General features: G+C 50.9%; 16 protein-coding genes. 8 read left to right on the top strand and 8 right to left on the bottom strand.

Features of this window, described 5'->3' with window-relative positions:
- Position 1: 1 nt before the first annotated feature.
- Positions 2-715 (bottom strand): ribonuclease PH, encoded by a 714-nt coding sequence (gene rph / locus G9C99_RS11945; protein WP_166417742.1) that lies wholly within the window; start codon positions 713-715, stop codon positions 2-4.
- Positions 716-836: 121 nt separating this feature from the next.
- Between rph and hrcA the strand changes: the two genes are divergently transcribed.
- Both hrcA and G9C99_RS11935 read left to right on the top strand, forming a co-directional pair.
- Positions 837-1,901 (top strand): heat-inducible transcriptional repressor HrcA, encoded by a 1,065-nt coding sequence (hrcA, locus tag G9C99_RS11940; RefSeq protein ID WP_166417741.1) that lies wholly within the window; start codon positions 837-839, stop codon positions 1,899-1,901.
- Positions 1,902-1,922: 21 nt separating this feature from the next.
- Positions 1,923-2,501 (top strand): nucleotide exchange factor GrpE, encoded by a 579-nt coding sequence (locus G9C99_RS11935; protein ID WP_166417740.1) that lies wholly within the window; start codon positions 1,923-1,925, stop codon positions 2,499-2,501.
- Positions 2,502-2,533: 32 nt separating this feature from the next.
- On the opposite strand, the gene mutS is transcribed toward G9C99_RS11935, so the two are convergent.
- Positions 2,534-5,185 carry a DNA mismatch repair protein MutS gene (gene mutS, locus G9C99_RS11930; protein ID WP_407926020.1) on the bottom strand — a complete coding sequence of 884 codons (2,652 nt, stop codon included), beginning with the start codon at positions 5,183-5,185 and terminating at the stop codon, positions 2,534-2,536.
- Between the two features lie 182 nt (positions 5,186-5,367).
- Between mutS and G9C99_RS11925 the strand changes: the two genes are divergently transcribed.
- Together G9C99_RS11925 and G9C99_RS11920 are read left to right on the top strand one after the other, a co-directional pair.
- On the top strand, positions 5,368-7,629 hold the full coding sequence (locus G9C99_RS11925) for an NADP-dependent malic enzyme (RefSeq protein WP_166417739.1): 2,262 nt from the start codon (positions 5,368-5,370) through the stop codon (positions 7,627-7,629).
- The gene (locus G9C99_RS11920) at positions 7,626-8,504 is read left to right on the top strand and encodes a ribokinase (protein WP_166417738.1); all 879 of its coding nucleotides are present in this window, start codon (positions 7,626-7,628) and stop codon (positions 8,502-8,504) included. The genes G9C99_RS11925 and G9C99_RS11920 overlap by 4 nt, the downstream gene beginning before the upstream one ends.
- Here the strand turns inward: G9C99_RS11920 and msrA are convergent.
- The gene (msrA, locus tag G9C99_RS11915; protein WP_166417737.1) at positions 8,498-9,163 is read right to left on the bottom strand and encodes a peptide-methionine (S)-S-oxide reductase MsrA; all 666 of its coding nucleotides are present in this window, start codon (positions 9,161-9,163) and stop codon (positions 8,498-8,500) included. The two genes, G9C99_RS11920 and msrA, sit on opposite strands and share 7 nt — an antisense overlap.
- 144 nt (positions 9,164-9,307) lie before the next feature.
- Between msrA and G9C99_RS11910 the strand changes: the two genes are divergently transcribed.
- Entirely contained in the window at positions 9,308-10,219 is a 912-nt protein-coding gene (locus G9C99_RS11910; RefSeq protein ID WP_166417736.1) for a D-amino acid aminotransferase, read from the top strand.
- A complete protein-coding gene (locus G9C99_RS11905) occupies positions 10,216-10,935 on the top strand; it encodes a sulfotransferase-like domain-containing protein (RefSeq protein WP_205859851.1) in 720 nt (239 codons plus the stop codon). Before G9C99_RS11910 ends, G9C99_RS11905 begins: the two co-directional genes overlap by 4 nt.
- Here the strand turns inward: G9C99_RS11905 and G9C99_RS11900 are convergent.
- From G9C99_RS11900 to G9C99_RS11890, 3 genes are all read right to left on the bottom strand, one after another.
- Entirely contained in the window at positions 10,932-12,245 is a 1,314-nt protein-coding gene (locus G9C99_RS11900; protein WP_166417735.1) for an MFS transporter, read from the bottom strand. The genes G9C99_RS11905 and G9C99_RS11900 overlap by 4 nt on opposite strands.
- A gap of 9 nt (positions 12,246-12,254) precedes the next feature.
- Positions 12,255-12,518, bottom strand: coding sequence for a metal-sensing transcriptional repressor (locus G9C99_RS11895; protein WP_166417734.1), 264 nt, complete (start codon positions 12,516-12,518; stop codon positions 12,255-12,257).
- Positions 12,519-12,618: 100 nt separating this feature from the next.
- Positions 12,619-13,842, bottom strand: coding sequence for an argininosuccinate synthase (locus tag G9C99_RS11890; protein WP_166417733.1), 1,224 nt, complete (start codon positions 13,840-13,842; stop codon positions 12,619-12,621).
- Between the two features lie 191 nt (positions 13,843-14,033).
- Here G9C99_RS11890 and ilvA point away from each other — a divergent pair, with 191 nt between their 5' ends.
- Positions 14,034-15,281 (top strand): threonine ammonia-lyase IlvA, encoded by a 1,248-nt coding sequence (gene ilvA / locus G9C99_RS11885; RefSeq protein ID WP_166417732.1) that lies wholly within the window; start codon positions 14,034-14,036, stop codon positions 15,279-15,281.
- Here the strand turns inward: ilvA and G9C99_RS11880 are convergent.
- A complete protein-coding gene (locus tag G9C99_RS11880; RefSeq protein WP_166417731.1) occupies positions 15,278-15,610 on the bottom strand; it encodes an Hpt domain-containing protein in 333 nt (110 codons plus the stop codon). The two genes, ilvA and G9C99_RS11880, sit on opposite strands and share 4 nt — an antisense overlap.
- Positions 15,611-15,765: 155 nt before the next feature.
- Here G9C99_RS11880 and G9C99_RS11875 point away from each other — a divergent pair, with 155 nt between their 5' ends.
- Positions 15,766-17,043, top strand: a complete 1,278-nt coding sequence (locus G9C99_RS11875) for a PP2C family protein-serine/threonine phosphatase (RefSeq protein ID WP_166417730.1) — start codon at positions 15,766-15,768, stop codon at positions 17,041-17,043.
- Here G9C99_RS11875 and G9C99_RS11870 read toward each other — a convergent pair.
- Positions 17,040-17,477 (bottom strand): NUDIX domain-containing protein, encoded by a 438-nt coding sequence (locus G9C99_RS11870; RefSeq protein WP_166417729.1) that lies wholly within the window; start codon positions 17,475-17,477, stop codon positions 17,040-17,042. The two genes, G9C99_RS11875 and G9C99_RS11870, sit on opposite strands and share 4 nt — an antisense overlap.
- Positions 17,478-17,505: the final 28 nt, after the last annotated feature.

Genomic DNA, 17,505 nt, shown 5'->3' with positions numbered 1-17,505 from the left:
ATCAGGCCACCGCTGCCAACTGCGCTGCTGTAAGTTCAGCCACGCCTTTTTCTGCGAGATCCATCAATTCATTCATCTGCGCACGGCTATAGGTTGCGCCTTCAGCAGATGTTTGAACTTCGATCAGTTTACCAGAACCTGTCATCACAAAGTTTCCATCAACGCCAGCCTCAGAGTCTTCGGGATAATCGAGGTCAAGAACCGCTTGGCCTGCATAGATACCGCAGCTGATTGCTGAAACTGGATCAAGCAAAGGATCAGAAATAACTTCGCCGGTCTTCATCAGCTTATTGACGGCCAGGCGTAGGGCAACCCAAGCACCGGTAATTGATGCGCAACGTGTACCGCCGTCGGCCTGGATAACATCACAGTCGATTGTGATTTGGCGTTCGCCCAGGGCAACACGATCAACGCCAGCGCGCAAAGAACGACCGATCAAGCGTTGGATTTCTTGTGTGCGGCCGCTTTGTTTGCCTGACGCGGCTTCACGGCGCATGCGTGTGTGGGTCGCGCGGGGCAGCATTCCGTATTCTGCCGTGACCCAACCAAGACCAGAGTTTTTCAAAAAGGGCGGAACGCGCTGTTCTAAGGATGCTGTGCATAGAACGTGTGTTTCACCGATCTTAATCAGGCAGGACCCTTCGGCGTGTTTGGTGACGCCAGTTTCGATTGTGATCTGGCGCATTTCGTTGGTTTGACGGCCTGAGGGACGCATGAGATATTCCTTTGAGATAAAGTTGGGTTCCAAATACATGTGCATTGCCTAAATTAGCAAGCATGATTGACCTTTGGGCGCAGTGCATTTTAATGGGTAGCGACCGATTTCAAGGAAGAAGATGTCAGAGCAACCAAAAATATTCGAAGACATGAACGATCGTTCGCGTGAGGTGTTTCGGTGCGTTGTCGAAAGTTACCTTGAAAATGGTGATCCTGTTGGGTCGCGGACGTTGACGAGAACTTTGAATGAAAAGGTTTCAGCGGCGACCGTGCGCAACGTGATGCAAGACCTCGAATTCATGGGATTGCTGGACAGCCCGCATGTTTCTGCTGGACGCATTCCAACCCAAATGGGTTTGCGAATGTTTGTCGATGGATTGCTGGAGGTCGGCGATGTGGCCCGTGATGACCGTGCAAAGATTGATGCAACGGTGACAGAAACCAATCCTGATGTTGGGTCTTTGCTGGATAAGGTGGGATCAGCGCTTTCGGGCTTAACCCACGGGGCCAGTTTGGTTTTAACACCGAAACGCGAAGCGCCGATCAAACATATCGAATTTGTACCGTTAGCGCAGGATCGGGCCTTAGTTGTATTGGTTTTTGCGGATGGGAATGTCGAGAACCGCGTGTTTTCACCACCGCCGGGTCAAACCCCCAGCTCTCTGCGCGAAGCGGCGAATTTTTTAAATGCTCTGGCCGAGGGTCGTACGCTTAGTGAATTGCGCGGTGTTGTTGAGCGTGAAATCAAAAATCGTCGTCAGGAGATCGACGTTCTGGCGCGTACACTTGTCGAAAGCGGAATGGCGCTTTGGGAAGATGAAGGTAAATCAACAGAGCGATTGATCGTGCGGGGGCGTGCGAATCTTTTGGATGGAGAGGTGGAGCCAGCGGATCTTGATCGTATTCGTAGCCTTTTTGATGACCTCGAACGCAAGCGTGATATCGCCAATTTCCTCGAATTGACCGAAGATGGCGAAGGTGTGCGCATTTTTATTGGTTCTGAGAACAAACTCTTTTCACTTTCGGGTAGCTCTTTGGTGGTTTCTCCCTATATGAACGCTGATCGAAAGATTATCGGTGCGGTTGGGGTCATCGGGCCCACACGTCTGAACTATGGACGGATTGTGCCGATTGTGGATTATACAGCGCAACTGGTTGGGCGGCTGATCTCTGATCGAAGCTGACCGGTACAAGGGACGAAGAAGATGTCTGACGCAAAGAACAATGATTTTCTGGACGATATCGCCTCAGCTGAGGCCGATGAGTATGATCAAATCGACATCATGGCTGAGGTCGAAGATGAAGAAACCGCAGGGATTGATGAAATCCGCGGTCTTCAGGCTGAACGTGATGATTACAAAGACCGCTTTATGCGTGCTTTGGCTGATGCTGAAAATGCGCGTAAGCGCAGCGACCGTGATCGTCGCGAAGCAGAAAACTACGGTGGGTCAAAATTCGCACGCGATATGCTGCCAGTACATGACAACATGAAGCGGGCGCTTGAGGCGATTTCTGAAGAGCAACGCGAAGCGAACGCAGCGTTGATCGAAGGTATTGAGCTGACAATGCGCGAACTGCTGAGCGTGTTTTCAAAGCACGGCATCAAACGTATCACGCCCGAAGTAGGTGATCGTTTTGATCCGCAGCAACACCAAGCAATGTTCGAAGCACCGCTTCCGGGCACCAAAGCGGGCGATATCATTCAAGTATCTGCCGAAGGCTTTATGCTGCACGATCGTTTGCTGCGCCCGGCGCAGGTTGGTGTGTCTTCAACACCGGCATAAATTGCTAAGTATTTTGCGGAAAAGCGCGTCAGTTAATGGCGCGCTTTTTCTTTGAGATCATACAAGATTTGCAATGCCTCACGGGGGCTGAGTTCATCTGGGTGAATTTCAGATAACGCATCCTCAACAACAGAGGGTTGTGATGGTGTTGGGGCAGGGGCTGCAGCCATAGAAAATAGCGGCAGATCGTCAATCAATGCCTTTTGACGATTGCCACCTTCGCGTTCGCCTTTTTCCAGCGCTTCCAGAACAACACGCGCGCGATCAACAACCGCTGTCGGAAGACCAGCAAGCCGCGCAACCTGCACACCGTATGACCGATCTGCGGCGCCTTTTTTCACTTCGTGAAGGAAAATGACTTCGCCTTCCCATTCTTTGACCGACACGGTGGCGTTTTCGACGCCTTTCAGTTTGTCGGCCAATTGGGTCAGTTCGTGGTAGTGCGTGGCGAACAACGCGCGGCAGGCGTTGGTATCATGAAGATGTTCCAACGTTGCCCAAGCAATCGAAAGCCCATCATATGTTGCGGTGCCGCGGCCGATTTCATCGAGGATCACAAAGGCGCGGTCGTCTGCTTGGTTCAAAATTGCGGCGGTTTCCACCATTTCGACCATAAATGTGGATCGTCCACGCGCCAGATCATCGGACGCGCCAACCCGGCTGAACAACTGTGACACGAGACCAATATGGGCGTCGTGCGCTGGAACGTAGCTGCCGGCCTGCGCTAATAGCGCAATCAGGGCGTTTTGACGAAGGAAGGTTGATTTACCCGCCATGTTCGGCCCAGTTAGCAACCAAACGCTTGCGCCGTCTTCGGTTTCAAAGGCGCAGTCATTGGCGATAAAGGGCTGCGCCCCCTGTTTACGAAGGGCTTGTTCAACAACCGGATGACGCCCGCCAGAGATCGCGAAATGCCGACTATTGTCGACCTTGGGTCTGACCCAGTTTTCACCGAGTACGATGTCGGCGAAACTAGTGGATAAATCTATTTCAGACAGGGATCTTGCGGCTTCGTGTATAGGGCCTGCTTGGGCCAAAATAGAGTCTTTTAGGCCGGAATAGAGCCCTTTTTCGATCTCTTGTGCTTGGTTTCCAGCGTTTAAAATCCGGGTTTCCATTTCTGAGAGTTCAACGGTGGTAAACCGAACAGCATTGGCTGTGGTTTGACGATGAATGAACGTATCAGACAAAGGTGCCGATAGCATTTTTTCAGCGTGGGTCGCTGTGGTTTCGATAAAGTAACCCAAGACATTATTGTGCTTGATCTTGATCGACGGAATGCCCGTAATTTCGGAAAACTGGGTTTGCATCGCTGCGATGACGCTGCGGCCTTCATCGCGCAATTTGCGTGCTTCGTCCAAACCGGCATCGTATCCCGGTGCAATAAAGCCGCCATCGCGCACCAACATCGGTGGTTCAGCGACCAGCGCATTTTCCAACAGATCAAGTAATGTGTCATGGCCAAGTAACTTATCCGCGCTGGATTGCAGCAAAGGTGGCAGCGTTACTTTGGTCAATGCCTCAGAAATTTGCAAAGCTTGGGTTAAACCGTTGCGGATTGCTGTTAGATCACGTGGCCCGGCACGATCCAACGCCAATCGAGACATCGCGCGGTCCATGTCGGGCGATTTTTTCAGGGATTCACGCACGTCTTGTGTCAATGCGCGGTTCTCGATGAAGGTCTCAATCGCGTCATGGCGGGACATGATTAAAGGAAGATCCATCGAAGGCGAAGAAAGCCGTCGTTCCAATGTCCGCGCACCACCTGCGGTTACAGTGCGATCAATCGCGGCAATGAGCGAGCCTTCCCGACCACCAGAAAGTGCGTGCGTGATTTCAAGGTTGCGTCGTGTGGCGGCATCAATCTGCATGACACCACCCGCATTTTCCCGCTGCGGAGGGCGCAAAAGCGGTAGCTTCCCTTTTTGTGTGATGTCTAGGTATTCAACCACTGCGCCTAAGGCCGAAAGCTCTGCACGGCTAAATTGGCCAAAGGCATCAAGGGTGCTGACATTAAAGATATCAGTTAGGCGTTTTTCAGCTGATGTACTGTCAAAGCTCGCGCGCGACAGTGGCGTGCTGGAAATGCCTAAATCAGAGACTAAATCGAAGAATTCAGTCTCTTTTTCTGCCATGAGGAGCAGTTCACGTGGGGCGAGGCGGGCCAGTTCCGGGCCTAATCGCACGCGATTACATGGCATCACATGAAACGCGCCAGTTGATATATCAACCCACGCCAACGCCCCCTGATCACGCACTTCAGTAAACGCCGCGAGAAAATTATGACGCCGCGCTTCGAGCAAAGAATCTTCGGTCAAAGTGCCCGGCGTCACTAGTCGCACGACGCCGCGTTTTACGACAGATTTGCCGCCACGCTTTTTCGCTTCTGCTGGGCTTTCGAGTTGTTCACAAACGGCGACCCGAAACCCTTTGCGAATGAGGGTTAGAAAATACCCCTCGGCGGAATGCACGGGCACGCCGCACATCGGAATGTCTTCGCCCAGATGTTTGCCGCGCTTTGTCAGCGCAATATCTAATGCCTGGGCGGCGTTTACTGCATCTTCAAAAAACATCTCATAGAAATCGCCCATACGGTAAAACAGCAGGTCGTCTTTGTGATCTTCCTTGATCTCAAGAAACTGCGCCATCATCGGGGTGATGCCGGTGCCTGCTGTTTTCACCATTGGGGTATTCCTATTCGTAATTTGTCCCTTTCTATCCCATTGCCGGGGGGAAAGTGAAAGGCTTTGGATAGCGCCAAAGCAAAAACTTCACCCTGCCAGCGGCAATCTGCGTGTTGCATGCGACAAAAACTAATATAGGTTTGTCTGACGTCCGCACTCATACACTCAAGGCCACCGACAGCATGTCTAGCAATAATAAAGTTACCTCAGAAGAAGCTCTCGCATATCATCTGGAGCCAAAACCCGGCAAATACGAAATCACGGCCAGCAAGCCGATGACAACCCAACGCGATCTGTCGTTGGCATATAGCCCGGGCGTCGCGGTTCCATGCGAAGCGATCGCAGCAAACCCTGAGTGTGCGTATGACTACACAACCAAGGGCAACATGGTCGCGGTGATTTCAAACGGCACAGCCGTTTTGGGACTGGGCAATCTGGGCGCTTTGGCGTCAAAGCCGGTGATGGAAGGTAAATCCGTTCTGTTCAAACGGTTTGCAGATGTGAATTCCATCGACCTTGAGTTGGATACCGAGGATGCGGATGAATTCATCAATGCGGTAAAACTGATGGGGCCGAGCTTTGGCGGGATAAACCTTGAGGATATCAAAGCGCCTGAATGTTTCATCATTGAACAGCGCCTAAAGGAAATCATGGACATTCCCGTGTTCCACGATGACCAGCACGGTACAGCGGTGATTTGCGCGGCGGGATTGATCAATGCGCTGCATATTTCGGGCAAAAAGATCGAAGATTGCCGGATTGTTCTTAATGGTGCGGGCGCTGCGGGTATCGCATGTATCGAACTGCTGAAATCTATGGGTGCGCGGCACGAAAACTGTATCGTGTGTGATACCAAAGGTGTGATTTATCAGGGCCGTACCGAAGGTATGAACCAATGGAAATCTGCCCACGCGGTAACAACCGAACTGCGCAGCCTCGAAGAAGCGATGGAAGGCGCGGATGTTTTCCTTGGCGTGTCTGCCAAAGGTGCAGTTACCCCTGAAATGGTTGCCGGAATGGCAAAAGATCCGGTTATTTTTGCAATGGCAAACCCGGATCCTGAAATCACACCGGAAGAGGCGCACGCCGTTCGCGAAGATGCGATTGTGGCGACGGGTCGGTCTGATTATCCTAATCAGGTGAATAACGTTCTGGGCTTTCCTTATTTGTTCCGGGGTGCGTTGGATATTCATGCGCGCGCGATCAACGATGAAATGAAAATTGCATGTGCCAACGCATTGGCAGAGCTGGCCCGAGAAGATGTTCCTGACGAAGTTGATATGGCTTATGGGCGCAAGTTGGCGTTTGGCCGGGATTACATTATCCCCACGCCGTTTGATCCACGATTGATTTACACAATTCCAACGGCTGTAGCACAGGCGGGTATGGATACTGGTGTTGCACGGCGTCCGATTATCGATATGGCAGGGTATGAAGCCAGTCTAAAAGAAAGAATGGATCCGACCGCGTCGATCCTTCGCGGTATTCATGCGCGCGCAAAAGCGGCGCAAGCGCGTATGGTCTTTGCAGAAGGTGACGATCCGCGTGTATTGCGGGCAGCTGTCAATTATCAGCGTTCGGGTTTGGGGCAGGCTGTTGTCATTGGCCGCGATGAGGATGTCGCAGAAAAACTTACCCGCGCTGGGCTGTCAGATGCGATTGCAGAAATCGAAGTCACCAATGCGGCGAAAACCGAATATCTGTCTGACTACAAATCGTTTCTTTATAAGCGGTTGCAGCGTAACGGATTCGACCGTGGCGATATCCACCGTCTGGCAGCACGGGATCGCCATGTTTTTGCGTCACTCATGCTGGCGCATGGTCACGCGGATGGGATGGTTACCGGGGCGACACGTAAATCTGCGAACGTGCTGAAACTGATCAATCACGTATTCGATGCAACTGCTGAAACCGGGTCTGTCGGGATCACAGCCGTTTTGCACAATGGCCGTATTGTTCTGATTGGTGATACGCTGGTGCACGAATGGCCAGAGCCCGAAGATTTGGCAAATATCGCTGAAAGCGGCGCTGCCGTTGCGCGTGCCTTGGGGCTTGAGCCGCGCGTTGCATTCGTGAGCTTTTCGACCTTTGGGTACCCTGACACAGAGCGTTCCCACAAAATGCACCTTGCGCCGGGTGTGCTAGAACAACGCGGTGTAGATTTCGAATTCGAAGGCGAAATGACAGTTGATGTTGCCATGAACATGCAAGCTATGGCGCAATACCCATTTTCACGTTTGACGGCACCTGCCAATGTTTTGGTCATGCCGGCACGTCACTCGGCCTCTATTTCCGTAAAACTGATGCAGGAAATGGCGGATGCGACTGTGATCGGGCCAATTTTGACGGGTATCGATAAACCCATTCAGTTGTGTTCAACCGTGGCAACGGCCAACGACATTTTGAACATGGCAATCTTGGCTGCAAACCAGGTTGGCAAATGACGATATTCTGTCTGGGGTCTATTAACGCTGATCATGTCTACCGGGTGCCGCATTTGCCGCATCCGGGGGAAACGCTTGCGGCGCATGAATTGCAAACCGGTTTAGGCGGAAAGGGCGCAAATCAATCTGTAGCGGCGGCAAAAGCCGGTGCGTTGGTTATACATATCGGTGCTGTCGGCGCCGATGGACAGTGGGCCAAAGATCGTATTGAAGGTTATGGCGTTGATGTTGATCATGTTTCTGAGGTTTCAGCACCCACGGGGCATGCGATCATCAATGTCGATCCCGGTGCAGAAAATGCCATCGTTTTGTTTCAGGGTGCAAATATTGTTCAATCCGAAGAAAACATTCGATCTGCGCTGTCTCAAGGGCAAAGCGGCGATGTTTTGATCCTGCAAAATGAAACATCTCATCAGGTTTTTGCGGCAAAGATTGCCCAAGAATTGGGGATGCGCGTTATGTATTCTGCTGCGCCATTTGACGTGGATGCAGCGACCGAGATGCTGCCATTTACAACGGTATTGGCTTTAAATGAGGTTGAGGCCGAACAGCTTTGTGCAGCGTTAAACACGGACCTTGCGTCGGTTCCTGTTCCTGAAATTGTTTTGACCAAAGGCAGCGCTGGGGCTGAATGGTTTGATCTGAAAAACGGTAAATCTGCCGAAGTTTCAGCGTTCTCTGTCACGCCTGTTGATACAACTGGGGCAGGCGATACATTTGCGGGTTATGTCGCAGCGGGTTTGGATCAAGGGCGAAGCACGCCCGATGCTATGCAAATTGCATCCGCAGCAAGCGCGATTAAGGTAACGCGTCACGGGACCGCAGATGCGATCCCGTCTATGGCTGAAGTTGAAGCGTTTCTAGACGATCAGTGATCAGCAAATGGCGCAGCATTGCCCCACAATTGGGAAACACGCGTATCGCGACCACAGGCATCACGGTATAGCGCGTAAGCTTCGGATTGACGTTTTATCCCAAAACGAGTGATGACGCGACTACGGCCCTGGTAGTAATCTTGGTGCGCGTTATCGGCGGCATAAAATGCTGTAAACGGCAGAATAGGCGTAACAATACGTTGGCCTAAATCACGCTCGGCCTGGGCTTTGGCGGCTTCAGCGGCGGTGCGCTGTGCTTCATTCGTGTAAAAGATTGCAGTGCGGTAGCTGTCACCACGATCGCAGAACTGACCACCCGCATCTGTCGGATCAACAGAGCGGAAGAACAAGTGCAGTAATTGTTCGTAGCTGACCTGATTGGGGTTATAGGTGATTTCGACAGCTTCGAAATGCCCTGTACCGCCTCTGGTGACATCCCGGTAGGTCGGGTTTTCTGTGTTACCGCCGGTAAAGCCTGAAACACCCTCGATAACGCCTGTCACGCTTTCGAAATCTGATTCAACACACCAGAAACAACCGCCTGCAAACACGGCTGTGTCGCGGTTTTGGGCTGACGCTGCTGTGCAGGTAAGTGCAAGCCCCACAAAAATCGCAGCGGCGAGCAATAGTGATTTGGCGTCTTCGTACGCTTTGACCATCGTGAATCTCCTTTTCTTTAGGGAGGTTGCACGGACAAGTGAGCGGCGGCAAGTTCGTTGCGCATCCTTCACGCATTGGTGAAGGCAATTTACTGCTTGGCCTCTTTAAATTCGCCGCCTATCGTCCCGGAAACGGAGGATAAGATGACCGAACATGTGACCACTCACGCCGCTGAAGAAGACGTTAGAAACGAAAGCATATTGATCTATGTGAATGGTAAAATTGTGCCGCGATCAGAAGCAACAGTAAGCGTTTATGACAGCGGGTTTATGTTGGGCGATGGCGTTTGGGAAGGTTTGCGCCTATATGACGGTGTTTGGGCGTTTCTTGATGAACATATGGATCGTTTGTTTGAGGCCGCTAAGGCGATTGATCTGGATATCGGTCTAGACCGCGCAGGTGTCATAGCAGCGATTGAGGCAACCCGCGCAGCGAATGAAATGCATTCAGATTGCCACGCGCGTCTGATGATCACGCGCGGCGTTAAGGTAAAACCGTTTCAGCATCCGTCATTGTCACAATCCGGCCCGACCATGGTGATCATCATGGAACATTCGACGCCCAAAATTCCCCGCCCGATCAATTTGGCCACTGTTCCACATTTGCGTGGATTGCCGATGACCCAGGACCCAAAGTTAAATTCGCATTCCAAGCTGAACTGCATTTTGGCCTGCATCGCCGCAGAAAAATCAGGTGCAGATGAGGGGCTGATGCTGGATATCAATGGGTTTGTGAACACAACAAATGCGTGCAACTTTTTCATCGTGCGCAAAGGTGCGGTTTGGACCTCGACCGGTGATTACTGCATGAATGGTATTACACGTCAGAAGGTGATCGACGTTTGCCGTGCAGATGGTATCCCAGTGTTTGAGCGTAACTATTCTTTGGTGGATACTTACGGCGCTGACGAAGCCTTTTTGACCGGGACATTTGGGGCGCAAACCCCCGTTGGGGAAATCGATGGCCGTGTTATCGGGGCGGGAAAAATGGGCCCGGTGACCGAACGCATTCGCGCGCTCTATAAAGCGTTGGTTGCAGATGAGGTGGCAAAATGAAAATTGCTATGTGGTCTGGACCGCGTAATTTATCGACGGCGATGATGTATTCCTTTGGGGCGCGGCAGGATTGCGCTGTTTGGGATGAACCATTTTATGCAGCCTATTTGAAAAAAACAGGCTTAATCCATCCGATGAATGACGAAATTTTGGCCGATGGTGAAACGGATGCGCGTAAGGTTATTGATCAACTAACAGGCTCTAATCTACATGATAGAGCTTATTTTTACCAAAAACACATGACCCACCACATGATTAAAGACATTGATCGCAGTTGGATGTCTAATGTGACCAATGTGTTTCTCATCCGTCATCCTGCGCGAGTCATCTCGAGTTATGCGGCTAAACGTGAAAACCCGACGCTTGATGATATTGGGTTTCCTCAGCAGGCTGAAATTTTCGACCAAGTGAGGGCGTCGGGTCAGGTGCCGATTGTTGTGGATTCTCATGATATCCGGGACAATCCCGAAGGGACACTTAGGGCGCTATGTGCAGCCATTGGAATGCCGTGGGATGCTGGGATGTTACGCTGGCCTGCCGGAGGGCATGTTGATGATGGGGTGTGGGCGTCGCATTGGTATGGTGCCGTTCATCGAAGCACTGGTTTTGCTGGGGCAGAAGGGCCGTTGCCAAAACTGTCTGAAGATTACAAAAACATCTCTGACCAAGCGATGCGGCATTACGAGCATCTCGCGGCGTATAAATTGTCAACTTAGCTCTTTTTTGGCCAGAAGGCGTGGTATTCATCGATGACATAGGCGTGGGAATGGGCGTTTCCATCGCTTCCTTTGAGGTGGGGGTGGTCCGCCGGTAGGTCGTCATGCGTATGCAAAAATTCACGTTGCTGACCCGTCGGCCAAAGCCGCATGGCCGCGATTGAGGAAACCGCGCCGATCGCCGCGAGAATGATCATGGTTTGTGTGCTGCCAAGTGTAGTTTGTGCCCATCCCGACAAAGGATAAGCAATTAACCAACAGGCGTGCGATAATGCGAATTGCGCGGCATAAACGGCGGGGCGATCTTCGGGATGGGCAGAACGTTGTAATAAGCGCCCCGATGGCGTGAGTGTTATCGAATATCCTAGCCCGATAAAAAACCAGGTTGCTAAAAGTGCAGTCCATGTCACTCCATTTAGCGCAAGCCCAATCAAGGCAAAGACCATCAACACGGATCCAGAAATCATCACAAGGCGGTCTGTTGTATGATCTAGGACTTTGGGCAATGCAAAGGCTGCGATCATTGATCCGCCGCCAAACGCGCCTAATGCATAAGCCACATGGCTGTTATTTAACCCCAACTCAGACCGGACCAATACAACTGTATTGACCAACACCACCGCTGCAACGGCTGCAACTGTCATGCAAAGAGCTAACAACCCCTGCAGTCGCGGTGTGGCCAAATAAATGCGGATTCCGCGCGTTGTCCGGTCGTATATGCCGCGTGGGGCGCTTGGCTTGGGGTTTGGCAATGCGATGGAAATGATGAGCAACGCGGATCCTAAAAAACCCACGAGGGTTCCTAGGAAAAGGGCGTTGTAGGCAAAGACGGTTAATAGAATTGCCGCAAGCGTTGGGGTGATCAAGCTTTCTAAATCATAGGCGAGACGGGATAGGGACAAGGCGCGTGTATAGTCCTGTTCTTCAGGAAGGACATCCGGGATTGTGGCCTGAAACGTAGGCGTAAACCCAGCGGAGGCCGCCTGTAGCAAAAAGATTAATCCAAAAATTTGCCAAACATCCGTTGTGAACGGCAGTGCCAGCGCCACGAATGCGCGAATAAGGTCGAGACCAACCAAGAGTTTCCGGCGATCTACGCGATCAGCAAACGCACCTGCAATGGGGGCAATGCCCACATAGGCGATCATTTTAATGGTGAAAACGCCACCCAAAACCAAACTGGCCTGCCCACCGGCGATGTCATAGGCCAACAGACCTAGGGCAACTGTTGCCAATCCCGTACCCAGTAGCGCAACGATCTGAGCAAGAAACAGATGGCGAAAGCGTTTGTTTTTCAGAACGTTCAACATGGCGTGCCCCTAAAGGTATTTGGCTATGGCTTTGAAAGTTTCGATCGAAGCGCTGTTTGTCGCGCTTTCCTCCAGGCAATGGTCGATGTGCTCCTGGATCAACGTGCGCTTTGCATTGGTGAGCGCGCGTTCAACAGCATATAATTGTTGTGCAATATCGTGACAGGCTGCGCCTTCATCAATCATTGTGATGACGCGGTTTAAATGCCCGTTAGCTCGCTTGAGACGCTTGGATATTGCAGGATGGCTGGCGTGTTTATGCGGGTGTTCCATTGCTTTATCCTATCCCCCTAGGGGGGATACTTCAAGTAGGCAAAACAAAAGGCCCGCAGCAGGTGCTACGGGCCTAAAGGTAATCAGAATATGGTTGGTATTACTTTACCCGACGGTTGCGCATAGCAACCAGTTTCAAACGCAACGCTTGTAATTGAATGAAGCCTGCAGCGTCTTTTTGATCGTACGCGCCTGCATCTTCTTCAAAGGTTACGTGCTCTTCTGAATAAAGCGAATGATCCGACCAACGGCCAACGCAAGATACAGACCCTTTGTAAAGTTTCAGACGAACGGTGCCTGTCACGTGGGTTTGTGATGCGTCGATCGCAGCCTGAAGCATTTCGCGTTCAGGGCTGTACCAGAAACCGTTGTAAACGAGTTCTGCATATTTTGGCATCAGTTCGTCTTTGAGGTGCATGGCGCCGCGATCCATGGTGATGGATTCAATGCCGCGGTGTGCCTCTAGCAACAATGTGCCGCCCGGAGTTTCGTAGATGCCGCGGGATTTCATGCCAACAAAGCGGCCTTCGACAAGGTCAAGACGACCGCAGCCGTGTTTGCCGCCATATTCGTTCAGTTTGGTCAGAATTGTTGCGGGTGACATTGCTTCGCCGTTGATGGAAACAGCATCGCCTTTTTCAAATCCAACTTCGATGAATTCAGGTGTGTCTGGCGCGTCTTCTGGATGTACGGTGCGCTGATATACATAATCAGGTGCTTCGACAGCCGGATCCTCAAGAACTTTGCCTTCAGAAGAAGTGTGCAGCAGGTTCGCGTCCACAGAAAACGGGGCTTCGCCGCGCTTGTCTTTTGCAACTGGAATTTGGTTTTGTTCAGCAAATTCCAACAGGCGTGTTCGCGACGTCAGATCCCATTCACGCCAAGGTGCGATCACCTTGATTTCTGGGTTCAACGCGTAAGCGGCAAGTTCAAAGCGAACCTGATCGTTGCCTTTGCCTGTTGCGCCGTGCGCTACGGCATCAGCACCGGTTTCTTCGGCAATTTCGACCAACCGTTTAGAAATCAGCGGGCGCGCAATGGATGTGCCCAGCAGGTAAAGACCTTCGTAAACAGCATTCGCGCGGAACATTGGGAATACGAAATCACGAACAAATTCTTCGCGCACGTCTTCTATGTAGATGTTTTCTGGCTTAATGCCGAGCAACTCTGCCTTTTGGCGCGCTGGCTCCAACTCTTCGCCCTGACCAAGGTCAGCGGTAAAGGTCACAACTTCGCAACCATATTCGGTTTGCAGCCACTTCAGGATGATCGAGGTATCAAGACCACCAGAGTAGGCCAGGACGACTTTCTTGGGTGCGGACATAGGAGCCTCCGGGAAAATAAGTGTAATCGCTGCGCGACTATCGTGTTTTTACGGTCAGAGCAAGCGTAGCGAAGGCCAATTGGGATATGACAGCGCGTTCATCGGGTTTTTCGCAGGAAATGTCGGGTTTTACAGCAAGAACTGCCGTTTCTTCACTTGCAGGGCCCCCATGTGTGCGCCACACCTAGCGCATGACAGATTTTCCGAAAAAAGCCCGCGTTGCTGCAGCAGCCATGCGCGAAGTGTTCCCTGCAACGCCATTGTTGCGTAACGACCATCTATCAAAATGTTTTGGCGCAGATATTTGGCTTAAGCGCGAAGATATGTCACCGGTGCGGTCTTATAAAATTCGCGGTGCTTTTAATGCGATGCGCAAAGTTTTGGCCAACACTCCGGATCAGGATGTATTCGTTTGTGCGAGTGCGGGAAATCATGCACAAGGCGTTGCTTATATCTGTCGTCATTTTGGCGTACGTGGGGTCATTTTCATGCCCGTCACGACGCCGCAGCAGAAAGTTATGAAAACCCAAGTCTTTGGTGGGGATAATGTAGAAATTCGCCTGATAGGGGATTATTTTGATGATACCCTTGCGTCAGCGCAGGCATACTGCGGCGAAGTGGGCGCGCATTTTCTATCGCCGTTTGATGATTTTGACGTGATAGAAGGGCAAGCTTCCGTCGCTGTTGAGTTGTTTTCACAACTTGGCCGCGCGCCGGATCGTGTTATTTTGCCGGTTGGCGGCGGCGGGCTGTCTGCGGGTGTTGTATCTTATCTAAAAACCGAGGCTCCAGACACTAAGTTTAGTTTTGTTGAGCCTGCCGGAGGGGGCAGTTTACGCGAAGCTGTTTTGAATGGCGCACCAAAGACCTTGGAGCAGATTGATAGTTTTGTTGACGGGGCTGCAGTTGCCCGCATTGGCGAAAAAACGTTTGCTGCACTTAAGGGTATTTCGCCTGATGATGTCATTTTGGCAGAAGAAAACCGTATCTGCACAACGATGCTGGAAATGCTCAACGTTGAGGGGATTGTGCTAGAACCTGCTGGGGCGCTGTCCGTTGATGCACTTGTGGATTTACAAGATGAAATCAAAGGAAAAACAGTTGTTTGTGTGACATCGGGTGGGAACTTTGATTTTGAACGCCTGCCCGAGGTCAAAGAACGCGCGTTGCGCTACACGGGCGTGAAAAAATACTTTATTCTTCGGATGCCACAACGTCCCGGTGCACTGAAGGAATTTTTGAATATTTTGGGGCCGGATGATGACGTTGCGCGGTTCGAGTACCTTAAAAAGTCAGCTCGAAACTTTGGTTCAGTGCTTATTGGGATCGAAACGAAAGAAGCAGACAGTTTTACAAAACTATTGGGCCGACTGGATGAGGCGGGTTTTGGTTATCGCGATATTACGGATGACGATACGTTGTCCGAGTTTTTGATTTAAGCCGCAAATTCTATTTGTTCAACTCTCAAAAATTCAGCTTTGGACGCATCGTAGATTTCGAACAGTTGACTAAGATCGATAGTTGCCGCGTCGTCATTGGATGCGGCTTTTTCGCCAGCTTGGCAATACACACTTAACGCGTCGAAACCTAAATTTAACGCACTGCCTTTTAGAAAGTGCATATCGGCTTCCATTGTCTCTAGATTGGGGTTTTCTCTTAAGCGATCTACCACTTCGTCAACCTCTTCTAGAAAAATAGCTGCGACTTCGACAAAGTCTTCAGCGCCGACTTCATCCTTGAGTTCCTCTATTCTTTTCCAGTCAATCATCTTTTGTCCCCAACTTAGATGTGCAGCTTTGAGCTTATAAATTTGAGGTAAACAAATGCTTAGAAAAAAGGGGTAAATAGCTACAATTTGACACTTCATGGCCTGTTAATCTGTTCGTTCTAATTCTGATTCAACAGAGAGAAACGGAACAGAAAATGGCGCAAACCGCACCGAAATTATTGGATCAAAAGCCTCCTCAGTTAGACACGCAGGATGTGGCGATTAAATCTATTTTGTTGGTTGATGACAGCCGACTGCAAAGACGAATATTGCTCGCTTCGCTTAAAAGGTGGGGGTATCATGTTATTGAGGCTGCGTCGGGCGCTGAAGCGTTGGCAATTTGCAAAAAGGAGCCGATCGATCTTGTGATCAGCGACTGGATGATGCCAGAAATGGATGGCATTGAGTTCTGTCAACTTTTTAGACAACTTGATCGTGCATCCTACGGCTATTTTATCCTATTGACGTCGAAAAGTGAAAAAGACGAAGTTGCGCTAGGCCTTGATAATGGTGCCGATGACTTTTTGACGAAACCGGTGAATGCCAGCGAACTGCGCGCCCGTATTGCTGCGGGTGAGCGAATTTTGCAGATGGAACATCGTTTGCAAGAAACCAATCGGCTTGTTTCTGAAACTCTAAAAGAACTTCAGCTGCTTTACGATACGCTGGACCGCGATTTGGTTGAGGCGAAAAAGCTACAGCAATCGCTTCTTCCTGACCGTCATCAAAAATTTGGACCTGCAACACTGTCTATGATCTTACGATCAAGCGGGCATGTTGGCGGCGATTTGGTTGGGTCATTCCCGATCAATGACACTCAGATTGGGTTTTACGGGATTGATGTGTCCGGTCACGGTATTTCGTCTGCTCTTATGACAGCGCGTTTGGCTGGTTATTTGTCCGCTGCCGCGCCCAAGCAGAATGTCGCAATAAAAGAGGTGTCGCCAGGGGCCTATATTCCCCGCCCGCCCGCTCAGTCGATATCGCTTCTGAATGATCTTGTTCTCGAGGAAATGGATACAGAACACTATTTTACTTTGTTGCTTGGATATTTAGACCTTGAAACCGGGGAAATGGTAATGGCGCAGGCTGGGCATCCTTATCCATTGGTTCAACGCAAAAATGGCGATTGTGAATTTGTGGGGAATGGCGGACTTCCGGTTGGTTTAATCGAGGGTGCAGAATACGAAGAATTCCGGACTGTGTTGGCCTCAGGGGATCGCATCATTATTCCATCAGATGGTGTAACGGAATGCCCCAACGCGGACAACGATATGCTCGAAGAAGAAGGCTTCGAAGAGTTAATGCGTCGGAACGAATCCCTGCACGGTCAAAAACTGCTGGAAGCGCTCGTTTGGGATCTGAGTGCGTTCTCCGGGGAAACTGATTTCCCCGATGATGTGTCCGCAATCTTGCTGGAATTTGGAGATTAAGCCAACAGCCGTTGTACGAAATGGCGATCGCCCGCGTTGGTTAATGTCTCTGCTGCATCTGTAATAGGCACCCAAACCGCCGAATGTTCAGATTCAGTTGGGGCGCATATTCTGCGGGTGGGTTGTGCCGTATAGATATGGCAAATCTTTTCAGCCCAGAGGTCATATTCGGGCATGAAACAAAATCGACGGAAGGTGCCAAAGAAACGTGGGCGGGCAATATGCCAACCGGTTTCTTCCATAACTTCGCGATGAAGCGCCTGAGTAGCTGATTCGCCAGGATCGATTCCACCTCCGGGGAGCTGCAATTCATCGTAGTCGGCTTGGTACTTTGTGAGCAAAAGATCGTGGCCATCGCGCAAAATTGCATAGGCTCCCGGGCGTCTTGTGTAGTTTACACCACTTTGATGTGCTTCTCCGAACCGTCTAATCACGTTTCACCTCTTTTACCTGCCGTTGTTG

This window comes from Cochlodiniinecator piscidefendens (assembly GCF_011326755.1).
Lineage (GTDB): Bacteria > Pseudomonadota > Alphaproteobacteria > Rhodobacterales > Rhodobacteraceae > Cochlodiniinecator > Cochlodiniinecator piscidefendens.
This window is presented reverse-complemented; position numbering and strand designations above follow the sequence as displayed.